We start from the raw sequence: 17,281 nt of genomic DNA on the forward strand, positions 1-17,281 counted from the left end.
GTCACCTCACCGGTCTCCTCCGGACGCGGCCGCCTGCCCGCAACTCCGAGTGAAACACGCTGTGTCCGACAGCCTCACCATTCCAGTGAATCCGGAAAAGTGTGGATTGAGCTAAAAAATTGTGCATACTGGGGAACGAAACCAACTCGGGGCCGCCCCGGGCCCTGGGGGGATGCAAGGAGGCAGTGCACGTGACCACGCCGACCACCCCCATCCGCTTCATGCTCTATCCGTCGCTCGGTGAGGTGCGGGAGCACGTTCGCGCGGAGCTGTTCGGGCGGGCGCTGTCGGAGCGGCTGGGCCGGCCGGTGGTGCTGGAGCTGGCGCCCACGTACGAGGCGCTGGAGACGGAGATGGCGGCGGGCCGGGTGGACATGGCGTGGGCCACGGCCCAGCAGTGTGATGCCTTCGCGCCCCGGGCTCGGGCGGTGCTGCGCGCAGTGCGCTCGGGGAGCTGTCACTACCACTCCGCCCTGGTGTGCCGCGCGGACGCGCCGCTCACGCTGGAGACGCTCCAGGGCAAGCGCGCCGCCTGGGTCACCCCCCGCTCCGCCGGTGGGTACCTGCTGCCGGTGCGCTTCCTGGAGGAGCAGGGGTTGCGCACGGACACGCTCTTCTCCGAGCAGCGCTTCCTGGGCGCCTACCGCAAGGCGCTCCACGCGGTGCTCTCCGGCGAGGCGGACGTGACCGCCGTCTTCTCTTCCCACGAGGACGAGCATGCCATGCGCGCCACCATGGCCTCCTATGTAGGGGCCGAGGAGTCCAGGTTGATGACGTTCGCCTTCACCCCGCCCGCGCTGGCTGACGGCATCGTCCTCACCCGGCGCCTGTCCGAGGCGGATGCCGCCGCGTTGGTGTCCATCCTCACGCGGATGAACACCGACGGCTCCGGTATGGAGATGCTGATGGGCCCGTTCCGGGTGGAGGGCTTCGTCCTGTCGCCGGAGGGGCGGACGCAGACGCAGGCCCCGCTGCCGCGGCGGGCGCGCGGCGCCGAGTACGTGGTGGCGGAGCTGGATGGGGAAGAGCGTTGCCGGCGGCTGTGGGCGCCCACGGGCAAGGCCTTCGGCCGGGACGTGGGAGGGGCCGAGGGACGGACGCTGACGGAGGTGCTGGGGACGGAGGCAGCCGAGCCGCTGCTGTCGCTGATGCGCGCGGTGCGCCATGGCGGCGCGGACGGCCGGCTGGAGTACCGGTTGGAGGTGGAGGGAGAGACGCGCTGGTACGCGGCGGAGATCACCCCCTGCGCTCCGGTCCCCGGCGAGACGCGGCCGCGCCTGGGCCTGATGGTGCGCGACGTGACGGAGATGCGCGCGCTGCAGGAGCCGATGTACCGGCTGGCCTCCTTCCCGTTGCTGCACCCCGAGCCGCTGCTGGAGCTGACCATGCAGGGGGAGCTGCGCTACGGCAACCCGGCCGCGAACAAGGCCTTCCCGGAGCTGCTGGTGGAGGGCGCGCGCCACCCGCTGGTGCAGGCGGCGCTGCAGTGGGCCTGGCAGGGGGCGCCCGCGGGCGAGCCCGCTCCCACCGTGCACCTGGAGGGGCGCTACTGGGAGCTGACGGTGGCGCAGCTCTGGAATCCGGAGGGCCTGCGGGTGTTCGCCCGGGACGTGACGCTGCGCAAGCAGATGGAGGCGCGGCTCATCCAGGCGGATCGGCTCTCGGCGCTGGGCTCGCTGGCGGCGGCGGTGGGGCACGAGATGAACAACCCCCTGGCCTTCATGCTGGCCAACCTCTCCTACGCGCGCGAGGAGCTGCAGCGCATGGGCGAGGCGCTGCGCACCGGGGACGCGGCCGCCTCGGAGGAGCTGGGCGAGGTGCTGGAGGCCCTGTCCGAGACGGCCGAGGGGGCGCTGCGGCTCAAGCACATCGTGCAGGATCTGCGGACGCTCTCGCGCAAGCCGCCGGAGCACCAGGCGCGGGTGGAGCTGCAGCCGGTGCTGGAGAACGCGCTGAAGCTCTTGCGCGGCCAGCTCAACCACCGGGCGCGGCTGGAGCGGGACTTCTTCGAGATCCCCGCGGTGGACGCGGACGAGGCCCGGTTGACCCAGCTCTTCCTCAACCTGCTGCTCAACGCGGTGCAGTCGATGAACCCGGCGGACGCGGCGAGCAACGTGCTGCGGGTGGCCGCCTACACCGGCGAGGACGGCGAGGCGGTGGTGGAGGTGCAGGACACGGGCAAGGGCCTGGGGCCCGAGGAGCTCGCGCGCCTCTTCGAGCCCTTCGTCGCCACGCAGCCCGGCAGCTCGGGCCTGGGGCTGTCGGTGAGCCACGCGATCGTCACGAGCCTGGGCGGCACGCTGCGCGCGGAGAGCCGCGAGGGCCGGGGCACCCTCATCACCATCACCCTGCCCGCGGCGGCGGCCGAGGCCTCCCAGCCCCGTCAGGCGCTGCTGGCCGGGTAGGGGCACGGGGAGAACCGCTCAGTCCTCGGCGTCCTGGCAGATCGCGCCCGAGCCGCAGACGATGAACGCGGTGTTGAAGTAGTCCGCCCCGCTCGAGCACGAGGTGGTGCGGATGCGCTCCAGGCACGTGTCGAGCCCCTTCTCGTTGATGGCGGGGCAGTTGTTCGCCGTCCACACGGACTGGAAGAAATCGCGGGTCTTCACCTCACACTCGCTCCGGTCCTGGAACTCCTGGCCCTCGCCGGAGCCGATTTCGTCACAATCCGCGTAGTAGTCGCAGGCGGCTCGGGTGGCCTGGCCTTGAGCATCCGAGAGGGAGGTCGGGCCACACGCGGGCAGCAGGAGGAGCAGGGGCAGCAGGGAGAGAGAGGAAGAGAGACGCATGGTGATGACTCGCGAAGCGGGGTGAGAGGTGGACACGACGACGTGCCCCCATGAGCAAGCGGCGGACCACCGCCAAACCCGCCAAACGACGAGGCGGCGGTGGGGGGGGTTGTAGGCTCGAGACAACAGGGGGCGCAGGAGCTGTAGGCCGCGGCCAATACCCTACCCGGTCAGCACGGGAACGTCAGCACAGTGCCTGTCTCCTCTGCGTGCGTCATGGCGCCAACATCGCGGGCTTCTCTTCGCTCCCTCCCGGGCCTCTTCTGGGGAGCGTGGGGCTTCCAACCGGGTTAAAAAGTAGCGCCCCCCATGTCCGTTCCAGCTCCCTCCTCCTCCCTCCGCGAGTTCGTCGACAAGCTGTTGCTGCTCGACCGCTCGCTCCAGCAGCCCGGCCCGGGCCCGGGTGAGCATGGCTTCATCGAGAAGCTGCTCATCACCGTGGACGCCGCGCCCGTGCTGCTGTCGTACGTGGACAGCGCCGGGCGCTACCGCTTCGCCAACCAGGCGTACGAGCGGTGGTTCGGGGAGAAGCGCGAGCACATCCTCGGCCGCTCCATCCCCGAGCTGCTCGGCGAGGCCGCGTACGAGAACGTCCGCGCGGATGTGCAGACGGTGCTGTCGGGTCAGCGGGTCCACTTCGAGCGCGTGGTCCCCTACCGCATGGGCGGCAGCCGGATGGTGCGCGCGGACTACGTGCCCCACGTGCTGCCGGATGGGCGGGTGGCCGGCTTCGTGGGAATGGTGGAGGACATCACCGAGCTGCGCCAGGGCGAGGAGGCCGCGCGGATGGCCTCGGCCCTGCGCGAGAGCGAGGACCGGTTGCGCCTGGCCCTGTCCTCCGCCGAGCTGGGCATCTGGGAGCTGGAGCCGCTCTCGGGCGAGCGCAGCTGGGATGCGCGGTGCCACGAGCTGTTCGGCCTGCCTCCGCGGGAGGGGCGGATCTCCCAGGCGTCCTTCCTCGCGTGCCTGCACCCGGAGGATCGGCCCCGCGTGGAGGCCGCGATGCGCGCGGCGTGCGATCCGCGGGGAGATGGGCGCTACCAGACCGAGTGCCGCACGGTGGATGCGAAGGGCCGGGTGGTGCGGTGGATCTCCTCCCACGGGCAGGCGTATTTCGACGCGCAGCGGCGGCCCGTCCGCTGTATCGGCACGGTGCGCGACATCACCGTGTCCCGGCGTGCCCACCTGCGCGTGGAGCGGCTGTATGCCGTGTCCTCGGCCCTCTCCCAGGCCCTGCTGCCCGAGGAGGTGGCACAGGGGGTGGTGCGCGAGGGGGCCGCGGCGCTCGAGGCCCTCTCGGCCTCGCTCGTGCTGGTGAGCGCGGATGGCACCGCCTTCGAGCTGACCGCGGCCCACGGCTTCCCCGAGGGGGTGCTGGACGAGCGCTGGCGGCGCTTTCCGCTCGACACGCCGGTGATGTACCGCGAGGCCGTCCGCACCGGCCGGCCCGTGCTGTACGGCACCCTCGAGGCCTTCCTCCAGGACTACCCGCAGCAGGTGGGCTCCCCGGCGCTCCTGGGGCGCGCGTTCGCGGCGCTGCCGCTGCGTGTGCACGGCCACGTCCTCGGCGCGTTCGGCTTCAGCTTCGAGCACGAGCGGGAGTTCTCCTCCGAGGATCTCCAGTTCATGGAGTCGCTCGGGCAGCAGTGCGCCGTGGCCATCGAGCGCGCGCGCCTCTATGCGGCCGAGCGCCGGGCGCGTGCCGAGGCCGAGCAGCTGAGGGATCGGCTCGCCGCCCAGAGCGCCCTGCTGGAGACGGTGCTGCAGCAGTTGCCCGTGAGCGTCGTCATCGCCGAACCCGGAGGCCGGCTCGTCCGGGGCAACGCGGCCGTGGAGACCATCTGGGGCCACCCCTTCGTGCCCGCCTCGAGCATCCCGGAGTACGCGGCCTACCGGGGCTACCACCCCGACGGGCGGCCCTATGCCCCCGAGGAGTGGCCCCTGGCGCGCTCGCTGCTCCACGGCGAGACGGTGGTGCGCGAGCCCGTGTCGGTCGTCTTTCCGGACGGGAGCCGCCGGCAGGTCGATCTGAGCTCCACCCTGGTGCGCGATGCCGAGGGGCGCACGGTTGCCGGCGTGGTGGTGAGCACCGACGTCACCCAGCACCACGCGCTGCAAGAGGCGCTGCGCCGCGAGGCGGACGTGCGCGAGAAGCTGCTTGGCATCGTCAGCCATGATCTGCGCAACCCCCTGCAGGCCATCTCCACCGTCAGCCACCTGCTGCTGAGCTCCGCCGAGCCCCTCTCGCTCCCGCAGCGCAAGTGGGTGACGCGCATCCGCACGAGCGTGCACCGGATGGATCGCCTCATCCGGGATCTGCTCGACTTCGTGCGGATCCGCCAGGGCGGGACGCTCCCCATCCAGCGCCAGCCGGTGCGCCTGGAGGAGGTGGGCCGCACCACCGTGGACGAGCTGCAGGCCGCCCATCCCCAGCGCCAGCTGCTGCTCGAGGCGCGCGGCGACACGCGGGGGGAGTGGGACCCGGAGCGGCTGGTGCAGCTGGTGGGCAACCTGTTGTCCAACGCCCTGTCCCATGGCGCGGACACGGCGCCCATCCGCGTGCGCGTGGAGGGCGAGGGGGCCCAGGTGGTGCTCGAGGTGGCCAACCAGGGCAACCCCATCCCGCCGGAGCTGCTGCCCCGCATCTTCGAGCCCTTCACGCGCGCCAGCGAAGGGGGCAACTCCCTCAAGGGCGTGGGGCTCGGCCTCTTCATCGTGCACGAGATCGTCGCCGCGCACGGAGGCCACATCGACGTCAGCTCCTCGGCCGGGGCGGGCACGGTGTTCCGGGTGAGGCTCCCCCGGGTGCCCACGGCCTGAGGCCCGGCCTCAACTCCAGGAGAACTCCACCTCGTTGTCCAACGGGCCGAGCTGCCGTCCGGACACGCGCCCGTCCTGGATTCCCAGCGTGCGGAACAGGCCCAGCAGCCCGCCCTCGTGGTTCATGTAGAGCAGGAAGTCCCGCCGGGTGGTGAGCACGCCGCTCCTCGGCCCCGTCCAGTGCACCGTCGCCTCGCCGAAGCTCGACGCCGCCCGGTAGGCCACCGGCATGTTGTTGAGCAGCTGCCGGGGCCCTTCCTTCGTCAGCAGCATGAAGGCCTTGCCCACCACGGAGCCCAGGAACCCGGGCGCAATCCCCGCCCCGATGCGCCGGACCGCGTTGTCGAAGCCCCCGTGCTTCTCGCTCAGCAGCCACGCCGCGCTGTACTGCAGCCGGAGGTACTCGCTGACGGGGTAGGTGAAGAAGCTCTTGTAGCTCTTCTCCTTGAGCGGCTCGAGGCACCGCGCCAGCGCTTCCTCTCCCAGGTCCGCGCGGAGCACGTCCAGCGTGGTGTGGAAGGACATCCCCCGCACGGTGTCCACGGGAGTGGTCAGGGCCAGTCGCCGCTCCAGCTCCAGCTCCGTGCCGAGGCCTGAGTCAGGCCTGGCCGAGGTCTGAGCATCGATCATCCGAAGCCGTCTCCCGTCTATTGTCCGGCTGGAAGACTGTAGCCCGTCTGGAATGCTCCTGGCCACGCCCCCCGGGTACGAGGCCCGTGCCACGGAGGGTTGGGGCTCAACCGAGGACGGCGTCGCGGACCTCCTCGAGGTCCCCGAAGACGTAGCGCTGACGCCGCCCGTCATGGCCCAGCCAGCGTTGCAGCAGCACGAGGTAGGCCTTGGCCTCGGGGGGCTGGCCGGGCTGGAGGACGAGCTTGAGGTGGTTGAGGCGCCGCAGGAAGACGGGGAGGGCCTTGGGGCCGAGCGAGGTGGAGAGCGCCCGCAGGTTGCCGGGGAGGGCCTCGGGACGGGAGCGCAGGTGGGTGTGCCCCAACCAGTCCACGAGCGCGTCCCGCTTGGGGGGCAGGCACAGGCCCCGCTTCACGAGCACGTCCAGCAGCGACGCCCACCGCTCGGAGTCGGCCTCGTGCAGGCTGTCGGCGAGGTGACACTCCAGCCCCAGCTTGGGCAGCACGGCGGGCCCCACGTCGAGGCTCAGCGCCAGGCGCTCCACCCGGCCGGCCACCGGGGCGAGCAGCGCCTCCACCTCCGAGGTGTCTCCCGGCCAGCCAACGCGGGCCAGGTAGCCGGGCAGGGTGGCGGGCCCCAGGCCCTGGAGGCACAGCCGCACGCCGTCGAAGCGGCGGGAGAACATGGCGCCCGCGGCGGAGACGTAGCCCGCGGAGGGCAGGGCCGCCAGACACGCCACCACCCGCTCCCGGACGGCGGGCGCGAGCGGCTCGCCCCACAGCAGCGCCAGCGACTCCTCCAGCGCCTCCAGGCGGCGCCAGGCCCGCTTGTCGTACTCGATGAAGAAGGAGGGGATGGGCACCGGAGGCGGTGGCCCCTCGACGTCGAACTCCAGGAAGACGTCGCCGATCTCCTCCGCCAGCAGCGTCCCCGGGGTGTCCCAGCGCGCGCCGAAGCGGCGCAGCCGCTCCCAGACGGGATGGGTGAAGAGCGAGGAGGGCAGGGCGGAGCCGGCCTCGGCCCGGCCCGCGAGCACGGCGCGGCTGCCATCCGTGGCGAGCAAGCGGACGCCGAAGTCCGCCTGGGCCTCCGCCCGGCCCAGCCGGCACTCGAAGCCGGAGGCCGAGACGGGCGGCAGCAGGCGGGCGATCCGCTCGATGTCCGCCAAGGCCGTGGGGGAGATGAGCCGGGGCGACAGGTGGGGTTCGGCGAGTCGAAGGTACTCATTCAGCGCGGCGGCCATCGTGGCTCCCCTCACGGCAATCAAAGACTCTCCAGAAAAGACAACGGACGGGTGCTCCGGATGCACCCGTCCGTGGCTTCAGCAGGTCTGGCGTTCCTGGGGTGGACTACTCCCAGGCCTGCGTGTTGCTCAGCTCCTGCGCGCCGCCGGAGATGAGATCATCCAGCGTCTCGTCGTTGAGCTCGGTGAGGTTGGCATTCTGCTCGGCGATGGTGTCGTTCATCATGGCATTGCCCTCCCTTTGGTGTGAAACCCCAATCCAGACTCATCGTCCAGCCGGGGGCTTCCGGCGGCGGGTCATCCCCGTCGTCGTCAGCGATTGGAAAGATAGAGAATGGCATTTCTGAAGTCAAATCAATCGGCGAGATGGTTTGGATGTATTTGATTGGGTGTGAAAGATCCACGGGCGTGCGAACGGGAAAGACGGGGGAGGCGCGATGTCAAGGATTGCCGCGCCAGCCGGAGCGCGAGGCGGCGAGAAAGTCCACCAGGGCTGACACCACGGTGGCGGTGGTGAAGAGCCGGTTGCGATCCGTCAGCACGGGCAGGAGCAGGCACCCCTCGGGATCCTCCCAGGGCGCATGCACCTCGGGGCGGGGCATCCGCATGATGGGGACGGGGGCCCAGCCTCCATCGGGTTGCTGCGCCCGCAGCAGCCAGTGCAGTCCGGCCTCGAGCGCGGCGCCGTGGCGTGGGCCGCCTCCGTCGAGCAGCAGCACTGGCAGGGCGAGCGCGGTGTGGAACGCGGCGGCCTCGCTGCCCGTGCCGTTGCCCCACCCCCCACCGGGTTGCCGCGCCCCCAGCAGCCAGCGGGCGGCGCGCGCCACCGGCTCGGGATCTCCTCCGAGGAGCGAGAGCAGCCGCGCCGCGTGCGCGGTGGTGTAGGTCCGGCCGTGCCACCAATAGCCCTCCCAGAAGCCCTCGGGCGACTGGCTGTCGCGCAACAGGCGGGCGCAGGCCTCGAGCACGGGGCGGTGGCGCGGGTCTCCCGCGGCGTGCAGCGCCTCTCCCGCCAGCGCGGTGACGCACAGGTGGACGTCGCACCAGCTGCTGCCCGGGTAGCTGGCCCAGCCCTTCAGCGAGGGCCGCTCGGCGGGGCGGTAGGTGCGGAAGCCGCTCCCGGGCCCGTCCCAGTAGCGCAGCAGTTGCGCGCACGCCTCCCCGAGCGCCGCGTCCCAGCCGGGCTCGCTCCTCCAATGGGAGAGGAAGCGCACCACGTTGGCGGTGGAGTCCGCGTCCGCGGGCGTCGCCAGGCTGAAACCCCACCCACCCCCGGGGTGGACATGACTCACCAGCCAGTCCCGCGAGCGCGCCAGCCTGGCCGGCTCCGCCCCCGCGCGGGCCAGCGCCTCGCCGACATACGCTGTCACCCATTGGGAGCTGATGACGTCCCGGTCTCCCACCACGAAACGGAAGCGGAAATCCAGCCAGCGTCCATCCGCCGTCCGCGCGCCCTCCAGGAAGCGCACGGCCCGCGCGAGGGCCTCGGTGACGGCGTTCTCCAGCGTGTCCTCGTGTCTCGGGATTGCCTGCATCGGTCCCCCTGTGTCTGGGTTTTCGTGTGCATATCGCCCATCTCCCGGGGGCGCTCCTCCTTGTTTGGGATTGCGCTGGACCGCGATGATTCCTCTCAACGCGAGAGAGGCTTCAGCGGGATGGTGGAGTTCCCGGGAATCTCGGCTCCGCTGTTTCCGGCCGTCCGTGACGAGCAGGCTGGCCGGGCGTCACGGAGACCCTCCCGCACGAGGAGCGCGAGTACCAGGCCCGGCTCGTCTACCGGCAACGACAACTCCTATCTGCCTCCAGGTGGAGTGGGACGACGGTGCCGCGCCGTGTCACAACCGCGGCAAGACCCCTCCATCTGGGTGGCCTCTGCGCTGAGGCCAATGAACAGGAGACAGGGTCATGAAGAAGGAAACGATCATCCGGGCGTGGAGGGATCCCGAGTTCCGCGAGAGCCTCACGTCCGAGGAGCGGGCCGCCTTGCCCGAATGTCCGGCGGGGCAGTCCATCACGGATCTCGACGAGGGCGATCTCGCCTCGGCCGTGGGGGGGGTGTTGGCGTTCGACGTGGACCTCACGTGCATCTGCTCGGAGCCGCTCACCACGAGGACCACGTTCACCAAGACGCACACGATCACCACCATCCGGGAGCAGACGGTCCTCCAGGTCAACGTCGTGTTGGGGCGGTAACGCGTCCCGGTGATGCGGCAGGCCGGGGGGCAGGCACCCGATTCCCCCGGCGCCGTGTCACGCAGGCCGTGAGCCGACTCACTCCGGGTGCCCGCGTCAGCCCAAGGAAGAGCCATGTCCGTCAGTGCCCCCGCGTTCCCCTGGAAGAAGGCGGCGTTCCTCCACGAGCGAGCGGCCGCGGGAGGATGTCCACCCGCTCCCGCGGAGGGTGCGTCCCTCCAGGCCGCCGAGCGCCGTGCGAAGGCCTGGCGCCAGCTCATGTCCGGGGACGAGCCGCTCCTGGAGGAACGGCTGAGGAGCATCGGGTTGGACCGTGCCTCGTTCCTGCACATCCTGACGCGCGCCGGGCATGACGAGGGGGAGGTGGAGGGAGACAGCGCGTGGGTGGCCCTCATCCAGGAGGTGCTCGGCTCGCGGTACGCCGGAGAGCCACTGCCCCCCAGCCTCCGGGCCCCCGAGGGGCCGGACCAGCCCGGCCTGGTGTTCTCCGGGTTTCTCCAGCCCTTCCTGCGGCTCGGCGCCGCACGGCTCCGGGCGGGAGTGGCCGGGCTCCAAGCACGCGGTGGGTGGCGCCAGTCCCCGCTGAGCCCCGAGGCCGAGACCGAGCTGCTGGAGAGCCTGGCGTTCCGGCTCCATGGCATCGCCTCCCGCGTCCTCATCCTGGAGCTCAACGTGGCGCGGCTGATGGAGCAGCTGCCCGGCGATACGCCCCAGGCCCGGTTCCACCATTTCTCGACGGTCTCGCTCCGGGAGCCGGGAGCCGTCCAGGAGGTGCTCGATCGCTACCCGGTCCTCGCCCGGCTGCTGGCCATCACCCTGGAGCGCTGGAGCTCCGTCAGCCTGGAGTTGGTGGAGCACCTCACCGCGGATCGCTTCATGCTCGGCGAGGTCTTCCTCGATGGCCGGGACGTCGGTCCTCTCGTGCAGGTGAAGACCGGCATCTCGGATCTCCACCGGCAGGGCCATGGCGTGGCCCTCGTCCGGTTCGGCTCTGGCCTGCGGCTCGTCTACAAGCCGAAGCCGCTCGGGGTGGACGTCCGTTTCCAGCAGCTGCTCCAGGAGTTGAACGCGCGCGGCCTGCGTCATCCCCATCGCATCCTCCAGGTGCTGGATCGCGGCACCCACGGCTGGGTCGAGCACGTGGACGCCGCGGGCTGTGACTCGCGCGAAGCCCTCCAGCGCTTCTACTGGCGGCAGGGCAGCTCGCTGGCCCTGTTGCAGGTGCTGGCGGCCGTGGACTTCCACCTGGAGAACCTCATCGCCGCGGGCGAGTACCCCGTGCTCGTGGACCTGGAGGCGCTCTTCCACCAGCGCGCGCCCATTCCGGTGGGGGACTCGGCCTACGAGCGGACGGCGATGCTGCTCGGGCGCTCGGTGCTGTCCGTGGGCCTGTTGCCCCAGCTCGTCATGGGAGGGCCAGGTGGGGGCGGGGGCGTCGACATGAGCGGGCTGGGGGGAGAGCCGGGACAGGTCTCGTCCCAGGCGCTGCCGGCCGTGGAGGACGCGTTCCACGACACCATGCGCATCGTCCGCCGTCAGAGCCCCCTGGAGGGCTCCCACAACCGTCCCCGGCTCCAGGGCCAGCCGGTGGAGGCCACCGGCTTCACCGAGGACATCGTCCAGGGCTTCGAGGAGACGTACCGGCTGCTCATGCGGGAGCGCGAGGCGCTCGAGCCGCGGATCCGCTCGTTCGCGAACGTGGAGGTGCGGCACATCGCGCGCGCCACCCAGCGCTACGGGCTGCTGCTGGAGGAGAGCCATCACCCCGACTTCCTGCGCGACGGCCTGGAGAGGGACAAGGTGCTGGACAACCTGTGGTCCGAGACGCGCATCTGGCCCGCGCTGCGCCGGCTGGTGCCCCATGAGCACGCGGATCTGCGGTTGGGGGACGTTCCGATGTTCACCTCGCGTCCCGGCGAGCGCCACCTGTGGAGCAGCACGGGCGAGTGCATCCCCGACTATTTCGAGCGGGACAGCCTGGGGGGCGTGTTGGAGCGGCTGGCCCGGCTGGAGGAGAGGGATTGCGCCCACCAGGTGTCCCTCATCCGCAAGTCGATGCTGGCCCTCGACAAGGGCCGTACCGCCGCGGGTCCCGTGGCCGGAGTCCAGCGGGAGGCGCCCCGCGCGCCCGCCACGCCCGAGCAGTGCCTCGCCGCGGCGGTGGCGCTCGGGGAGGATCTGGCGGCCAAGGCGATCCACGGGCGCACGGACGTGTGCTGGCCGGGTGTGAGCCTCGAGGATCTGAAGCAGTGGCGCTGGACGCTCGCGCCGCTCGGGCCGGAGCTCTACGAGGGGGTGGGGGGGCTGGCCGTCTTCTTCGCGCACCTGGCGGCGCGGACGGGGCGGGGCGACTTCGAGGCACTCGCCCGGGCGGCGCTGGAGCCGGTTCGGCGGGCCTGGAAGCTGCCCGGCCCGAATGACACCAGGGTGGGGGCCTTCCTGGGCCGCTCCTCGGCGCTGTACGTGCTCGGCCACCTGGGCCTGCTGTGGAACGAGCCGGCCCTGCTGGACGAGGCCCTCGCGGGGCTGTCCACCCTGGAGCCCCTCATCGACGGCGATACGCGGCTCGATGTGCTCAGCGGCTCCGCGGGCTGCGCGCTGGCGCTGCTCGGGCTGCATGAGAGGACCGGGGAGGCGCGCTTCCTGGAGGCCGCGAGGCGCTGCGGGGAGCGGCTGCTCGCCACGGCCATGCCCTGCCCGGGCGGTGGCGTGGGCTGGAGGACTCCGGCGGCGGAGCAGCCCCTGGCGGGCTTCTCCCACGGTGCCACGGGCTTCGCGCTGGCATTGCTGACGCTGGCCTCCGTCACCGGGGACGCGCGCTACGGCGAGCGGGCCCACGAGGCCCTCGCCTACGAGCGCTCGCTCTTCGTGCCCGAGCGCGGCAACTGGAAGGATCTGCGGGGCGCCCCTGGCGAGGAGGCCCGGTTCGTGACCGCGTGGTGCCATGGCGCACCCGGCATCGCGCTCGGGAGGCTGCGGGCGTTGCGGTACCTGGACGGGCCGCACGTCCGCGCCGAGCTGGAGACGGCGCTCGGGACGACGCTGCGCGAGGGCTTTGGTGGCAATCACTGCCTCTGCCACGGAGACCTGGGCAACGTGGAGGCGCTGCTCGTCGCGGGCGAGGTGCTCCAGGAGCCGCGCTGGAGCCGGCTCGCCCTGGAGCAGGCGGCCGGCATCCTCCAGGGGGCGCGGGAAGGGGGCTGGCGCTGCGGGCTGCCCCGGAACACCGAGACGCCCGGCCTGATGATGGGGCTGGCGGGCATCGGCTACGGGCTGCTGCGGCTCGCGGCTCCGGAGCAGGTGCCCTCGGTGCTCACCCTCGCGCTTCCAGGCTGGCGTACTCCATGAGCTCCTTCATCAACGCGCTGGCCTCGCGGTGGTCGGGGGAGTCGAGGTGCTCGCCGAACCGGGTGCGCGCCCGCTGCAGCACCTGCCGGGCCAGCTCGAGCCGCCCCATGTCTCGCAGCAGGCGGCACAAGCCCGACGTCGCGCGCAGCTCGAAGAGCCCCGCGTCCTGCGCGTGGGCCGTCTCGATGGCGTGGAGGAAGCGGGACTTCGCCTTGCGCTCCCTTCCGGTGGCGCGCAGCAGCTCTCCCTCCACGCGGTACAGCTCGGCCTCGTAGGTGCGCTCTCCGGTGGCGTTCTGCTCCGCCCGCGCTTCGTGCACCGCGGCCAGCCCCTCCTCGAGCTGTCCCAGCTTCAGGTGGATCTCCGCGAGCATGGCCAGACAGGAGGGCACCCCGAGGCGGATTCCCCGCTCCTTCCAGCTCGCGAGCTCCCGCGCGATGAGCGCCAGGCCCTCGCGGGGCTGCCCGAGCTGAGCGCGGGCCCACCCCTCGAGGATGGTGGCCCACGAGCCCCAGATCCAGAAGCTGCGCTCGTTGGTGAGGGCATGGAGTTGCTCGGCCCACGCGAGGGTGGGCTCCGGCTCATTGCGGTACTGACTGCCCATGGCCACGTACGTCAACACGTAGGCCGTGGTCTGGGCATGGCCGATGTGCGAGGCCATCTCCAGGGCTCCGCGGCTGTACCTCCGGGCCTCCTCGGGCTGGCCGCGCACGGAATGGATGAGGGCGGCATACGCCAGGGCCGTCGTCCACGGATCCGTCCCGTGCCGCACGGCGATCCGCCGGTGCTGCTCGAGCTCGAAGCGGGCGCAGGCCATGGCACCGTCCAGGGAGTCCAGGGCCTCGCGCATCCGCCCCCAGGCGACGAAGCCGGCGGCCCTCATCCGGTGGCCCAGGATGAGCAGCACCCGATCGTGATGGCGCTCGCCCAGCTCCACGAGCAAGCCGGCCAGCTCGTGGGCCTGACGGAACTCGCCTCGCGCGAGGTAATAGGTGAAGGGCCCCCAGGGAGACAGGTCGAGCTCCGGCAGTGCATCCCCCGCCCGGTGCAGCAGCCTGCGGGCCCGGGCATACGTCCGCTCCACCTCGTGCGCGCGGTAGCCCCGCAGGTGCGTCAGGGGAGGCCCCAGGGCCAGCAGGATGCGCAGCTCCTCGTGGACGAGCCGCTCGGCATGAGGCAGGCCCCGCAGCAGCTCCAGGGCCCGCGTGTAATGGCTCACCGCTTCCCGGAGGGCCGAGCGCTGGCTGGCCAGTTGACCGGCCCGGACCTGGTAGGGGAGGGCCCACTCCGGCGCTCCCGCCTCCGCGTGGTGGTAGGCGAGCACCTCGGGCCGTGCCTCCACCACCTCGGGGAACCGCTCCTCCAGCACGCGCGCGACCTTCCGGTGGTGCTGCCGCCGCGCGCCTGGCGTCAGCGACTGCGCGGCCACCTCCTGGGTGAGGGCGTAGCGGAACTGGTACGTGGGCCTGGTGCCCTCCTCGCGGAGGAACCCCGCTTCCACCAGGCCGGCGAGCTCGCGCCGCAGGGCCGCCTCGTCGCGATCCGAGAGCGCCGAGAGCAACTCCCGCGTGACGTCCCGCCCCACCACCGCGCACAGTTGGAGCAGGGACTTCTGCCGCGAGGGGAGCATGTCGAGCCTCGCCAGCAACAGCTCGTGCAGGGTGACGGGGATGGACGCCGCCGCGCCTCCCTCCAGCACCATGCGCGTCATCTCCCGGATGAAGAGCGGAATGCCGTCCGTCCGCTTCACCAGCGCCTGCACCGTGTCCTCGGAAAGCTGCCTGCCGCGGGCCGTCTCCCTCACCAGCGCCGCGGCCTGTTCCGCGGGAAGCCGGTCCAGGGAGAGGACGTGGAGCCAGGGCCGCCGCGCCCAGCCCAGGCGCAGCTCGGGGCGCGTGCTGAAGACGACGAGCACCCGCTCCCGTTCGATGCGCTCCAGCAGACAGGAGAGGAGCTCCAGCACGGACGCGTCGGCCCAATGCAGATCCGCCACGAAGACGAGCAGCGGTCGCTGGCGCGCCATGCGCAACGTCAGGTCCACCAGCGCCTCGAAGGCCTTCTCCCTGCGCCGCTCGGGGGTGAGCTGGTGCACCGGGCTGTCCTGGGCGGTGGGCAGGCCGAGGAGCAGGCCAATGAGCCGCACCTGCTGCTCGCTGGCGCCCAGGGCCGCCAGCCGCTCCACCCACTCCGGGACCCGCGCGCGGGGTTCCTCGCCGGGGGGCAGCTGGAACAACGCCTCGAGCAGCCTCTGGAGGGGCTGGTGGGCGGTGGTGCCGGGCCGGGACCAGCATTGGAAGCGTATGCGGGTGGCCGACTCCGCGGGGATACGCTCGCCCAACTCCCGGATGAGGCGTGATTTGCCGATGCCCGCCTCGCCGCTGACGAGGACGAAGGCGCCGTGTCCCCGCTGGGCCTGCTCCCAGAGGGAGAGGAGCCAGCCCAGCTCCGCGCTCCGGCCCACCAGGGGCGTGAGGCCACCGTCGGCGGCGAGCATCCGCTCGAAGCGGGCCTCATCGCGCTCGCGCGACACGCGGTGGACGCTCACGCTCAGGCTCCCCAACAGTCCCTCGAAGGTGCGCGGCCCGAGCGCCGTGGACTCGAACGTCTCGCGCACGCTCTTCCATGTCGTCTCGCCCAGGAGCACCTCGCCCGGCCGGGCCTGCCCCGCGAGCCAGGCCGCCACTTTCGGCGCCTGGCCCCGGATGACGAGCCCTCCACCGCGCTGCCCGGGGGCCTGCTCGTCCAGCGCCACCATGTCCGTGTGGATGCCCACCTTCACGGCCATGCCGGGGAGCGCCGCGCCGAGGCTCCTCACCAACTCCAGCCCCGCGCGCACCGCCCGCTGCGAGTCGTCCTCCCGCACCTGGGACCTCCCGAAGCACGCGAGCACTTCGTCTCCCAGGGACAAGGGGACGGCGCCTCCGTGCGCGCGGATCGTTCTCGCGCACGTCTCGTGGAAGACCGCCTCCAACTCGCCCGGATCCTCGGCGGCGGACGGCGCTCCAGCCCCCTCGCGCCGCGTGAGCACGCACGACACCAGCGTCACCTGCCGGCGCTGGAGCGCGGTGGCGTGGGGCGCCTCGTGTCCGGTCTCGAGGAGGCGGCCTTGCAGCTCGCGCACCTCCTCGCGCAGCTCCCGCGCCGAGGGGAATCGCCGGGCCGGATCCTTGGCCAGCGCCGTGGCCAGCAGGGGCTCCACCTCGGGGGGGAGGTCCGGCCGGCACGCGCGCACCGGGGGCGTGGGATCCGCGGATGTCACCCACTCTCGCAGCGCCTCCAGCGTGGAGGCGGGGAAGGGGAGCGTCCCGGCGAGCATCTCGAAGAGCACCACCCCGGCCGCCCAGATGTCGGTGCGCGTGTCCTGCGGCTCGCCCCGCCATTGCTCGGGTGCCATGTACGCCGGAGTCCCCGCGGTGGGCAGGTGCGGCGCATCGGGGCCGCTCGCGGCGACCCGGTGACACAGGCCGAAGTCGAGCAGCTTCACCGTGCCCTGGCGGGTGAGGAAGATGTTGCTGGGTTTGAGATCGCGGTGGATGAGGTGGCGCTCGTGCGCGTGGGTGAGCCCCTCGGCCACCGCGCCCAGGATGTCCAGCGCCTGCTTGAGGCCGGGCCGATGCCGCCGCAACAGCGCCGCGAGCGACTCGCCCTCCAGGTACTCCATCACCAGGAAGGGGACGCAGGTGCCTCCGGGAGTGCCGCACCATTCGGACACGTCGAAGATGCGGACGATGTTCTCATGGTCCAACCGGGCCACCGCGCGTGCCTCGCGCAGAGCTTCCTCGGCGAGCCCCGTGCGAGGGGCGAGGAACTTGAGCGCCACCGTGCGGTGCAGTACCTCGTCCCGGGCGCGGAACACCTGGCCCATCGCGCCACGGCCCACCTGCCCGAGCACCTCGTAGCGGCGGCCCTCGGGTCCGCCGAACCGCTCCCCGGGCCCGGGCAACCGCGGCGGCAGCTCGACATGGAGCACCCGCCGCAGCACTGGATCCTCGAAGTCGGAGGGATGGGAGTCACCCTCCGCTTGCCTGGGCAGGCCCTCGCTCTCCTGATTGGCGTCGTTGCTCATCCGCGCCTCCCCCCACTCCACGGCTTTGCCTGTCAGCATGAGCCTCCTGTGTCGCGAGGGGGTTGGCGTGTGACCAGCCGCTCGTCCGGCCTGATCGGGGGCCAGCCGCCTCCGGAGGAGACAGAGGAGGCGGGGGTGGCCTGTGACGGGGCACGGCAGGCGCTTCCAGGACATGCGATATCTCCGGGCGTT

9 protein-coding genes are annotated in these 17,281 nt (G+C 71.9%); 4 read left to right on the top strand and 5 right to left on the bottom strand.

The genetic code is table 11. The annotated features are described in order from the left end of the window. Positions 1-191 precede the first annotated feature (191 nt). Positions 192-2,405, top strand: a complete 2,214-nt coding sequence (locus NR798_RS22390; protein WP_375773517.1) for a PhnD/SsuA/transferrin family substrate-binding protein — start codon at positions 192-194, stop codon at positions 2,403-2,405. Positions 2,406-2,423: 18 nt separating this feature from the next. On the opposite strand, the gene NR798_RS22395 is transcribed toward NR798_RS22390, so the two are convergent. Further along, positions 2,424-2,789 carry a DUF6184 family natural product biosynthesis lipoprotein gene (locus NR798_RS22395; protein WP_375773518.1) on the bottom strand — a complete coding sequence of 122 codons (366 nt, stop codon included), beginning with the start codon at positions 2,787-2,789 and terminating at the stop codon, positions 2,424-2,426. A 309-nt stretch (positions 2,790-3,098) separates the two neighbouring features. Between NR798_RS22395 and NR798_RS22400 the strand changes: the two genes are divergently transcribed. Beyond that, on the top strand, positions 3,099-5,609 hold the full coding sequence (locus NR798_RS22400; RefSeq protein WP_375773519.1) for a PAS domain-containing protein: 2,511 nt from the start codon (positions 3,099-3,101) through the stop codon (positions 5,607-5,609). 9 nt (positions 5,610-5,618) lie between these two features. Here NR798_RS22400 and NR798_RS22405 read toward each other — a convergent pair whose 3' ends face one another. From NR798_RS22405 to NR798_RS22415, 3 genes are all read right to left on the bottom strand, one after another. Then, entirely contained in the window at positions 5,619-6,239 is a 621-nt protein-coding gene (locus NR798_RS22405) for a TIGR02265 family protein (protein WP_375773520.1), read from the bottom strand. A gap of 106 nt (positions 6,240-6,345) precedes the next feature. Next, positions 6,346-7,482 (bottom strand): hypothetical protein, encoded by a 1,137-nt coding sequence (locus NR798_RS22410; RefSeq protein WP_375773521.1) that lies wholly within the window; start codon positions 7,480-7,482, stop codon positions 6,346-6,348. A gap of 440 nt (positions 7,483-7,922) precedes the next feature. After that, positions 7,923-9,017, bottom strand: a complete 1,095-nt coding sequence (locus NR798_RS22415; RefSeq protein WP_375773522.1) for a prenyltransferase/squalene oxidase repeat-containing protein — start codon at positions 9,015-9,017, stop codon at positions 7,923-7,925. 370 nt (positions 9,018-9,387) lie between these two features. Here NR798_RS22415 and NR798_RS22420 point away from each other — a divergent pair, with 370 nt between their 5' ends. Continuing rightward, the gene (locus tag NR798_RS22420) at positions 9,388-9,675 is read left to right on the top strand and encodes a mersacidin/lichenicidin family type 2 lantibiotic (RefSeq protein ID WP_375773523.1); all 288 of its coding nucleotides are present in this window, start codon (positions 9,388-9,390) and stop codon (positions 9,673-9,675) included. Positions 9,676-9,789: 114 nt separating this feature from the next. Next, positions 9,790-13,023, top strand: a complete 3,234-nt coding sequence (locus tag NR798_RS22425) for a type 2 lanthipeptide synthetase LanM family protein (protein WP_375773524.1) — start codon at positions 9,790-9,792, stop codon at positions 13,021-13,023. On the opposite strand, the gene NR798_RS22430 is transcribed toward NR798_RS22425, so the two are convergent. After that, positions 12,989-17,128 (bottom strand): protein kinase, encoded by a 4,140-nt coding sequence (locus NR798_RS22430; RefSeq protein ID WP_375773525.1) that lies wholly within the window; start codon positions 17,126-17,128, stop codon positions 12,989-12,991. The genes NR798_RS22425 and NR798_RS22430 overlap by 35 nt on opposite strands. Between the last annotated feature and the right edge of the window lie 153 nt (positions 17,129-17,281).

It is taken from the genome of Archangium gephyra, from assembly GCF_042230915.1.
Taxonomy (GTDB): Bacteria; Myxococcota; Myxococcia; order Myxococcales; family Myxococcaceae; genus Archangium; species Archangium gephyra_B.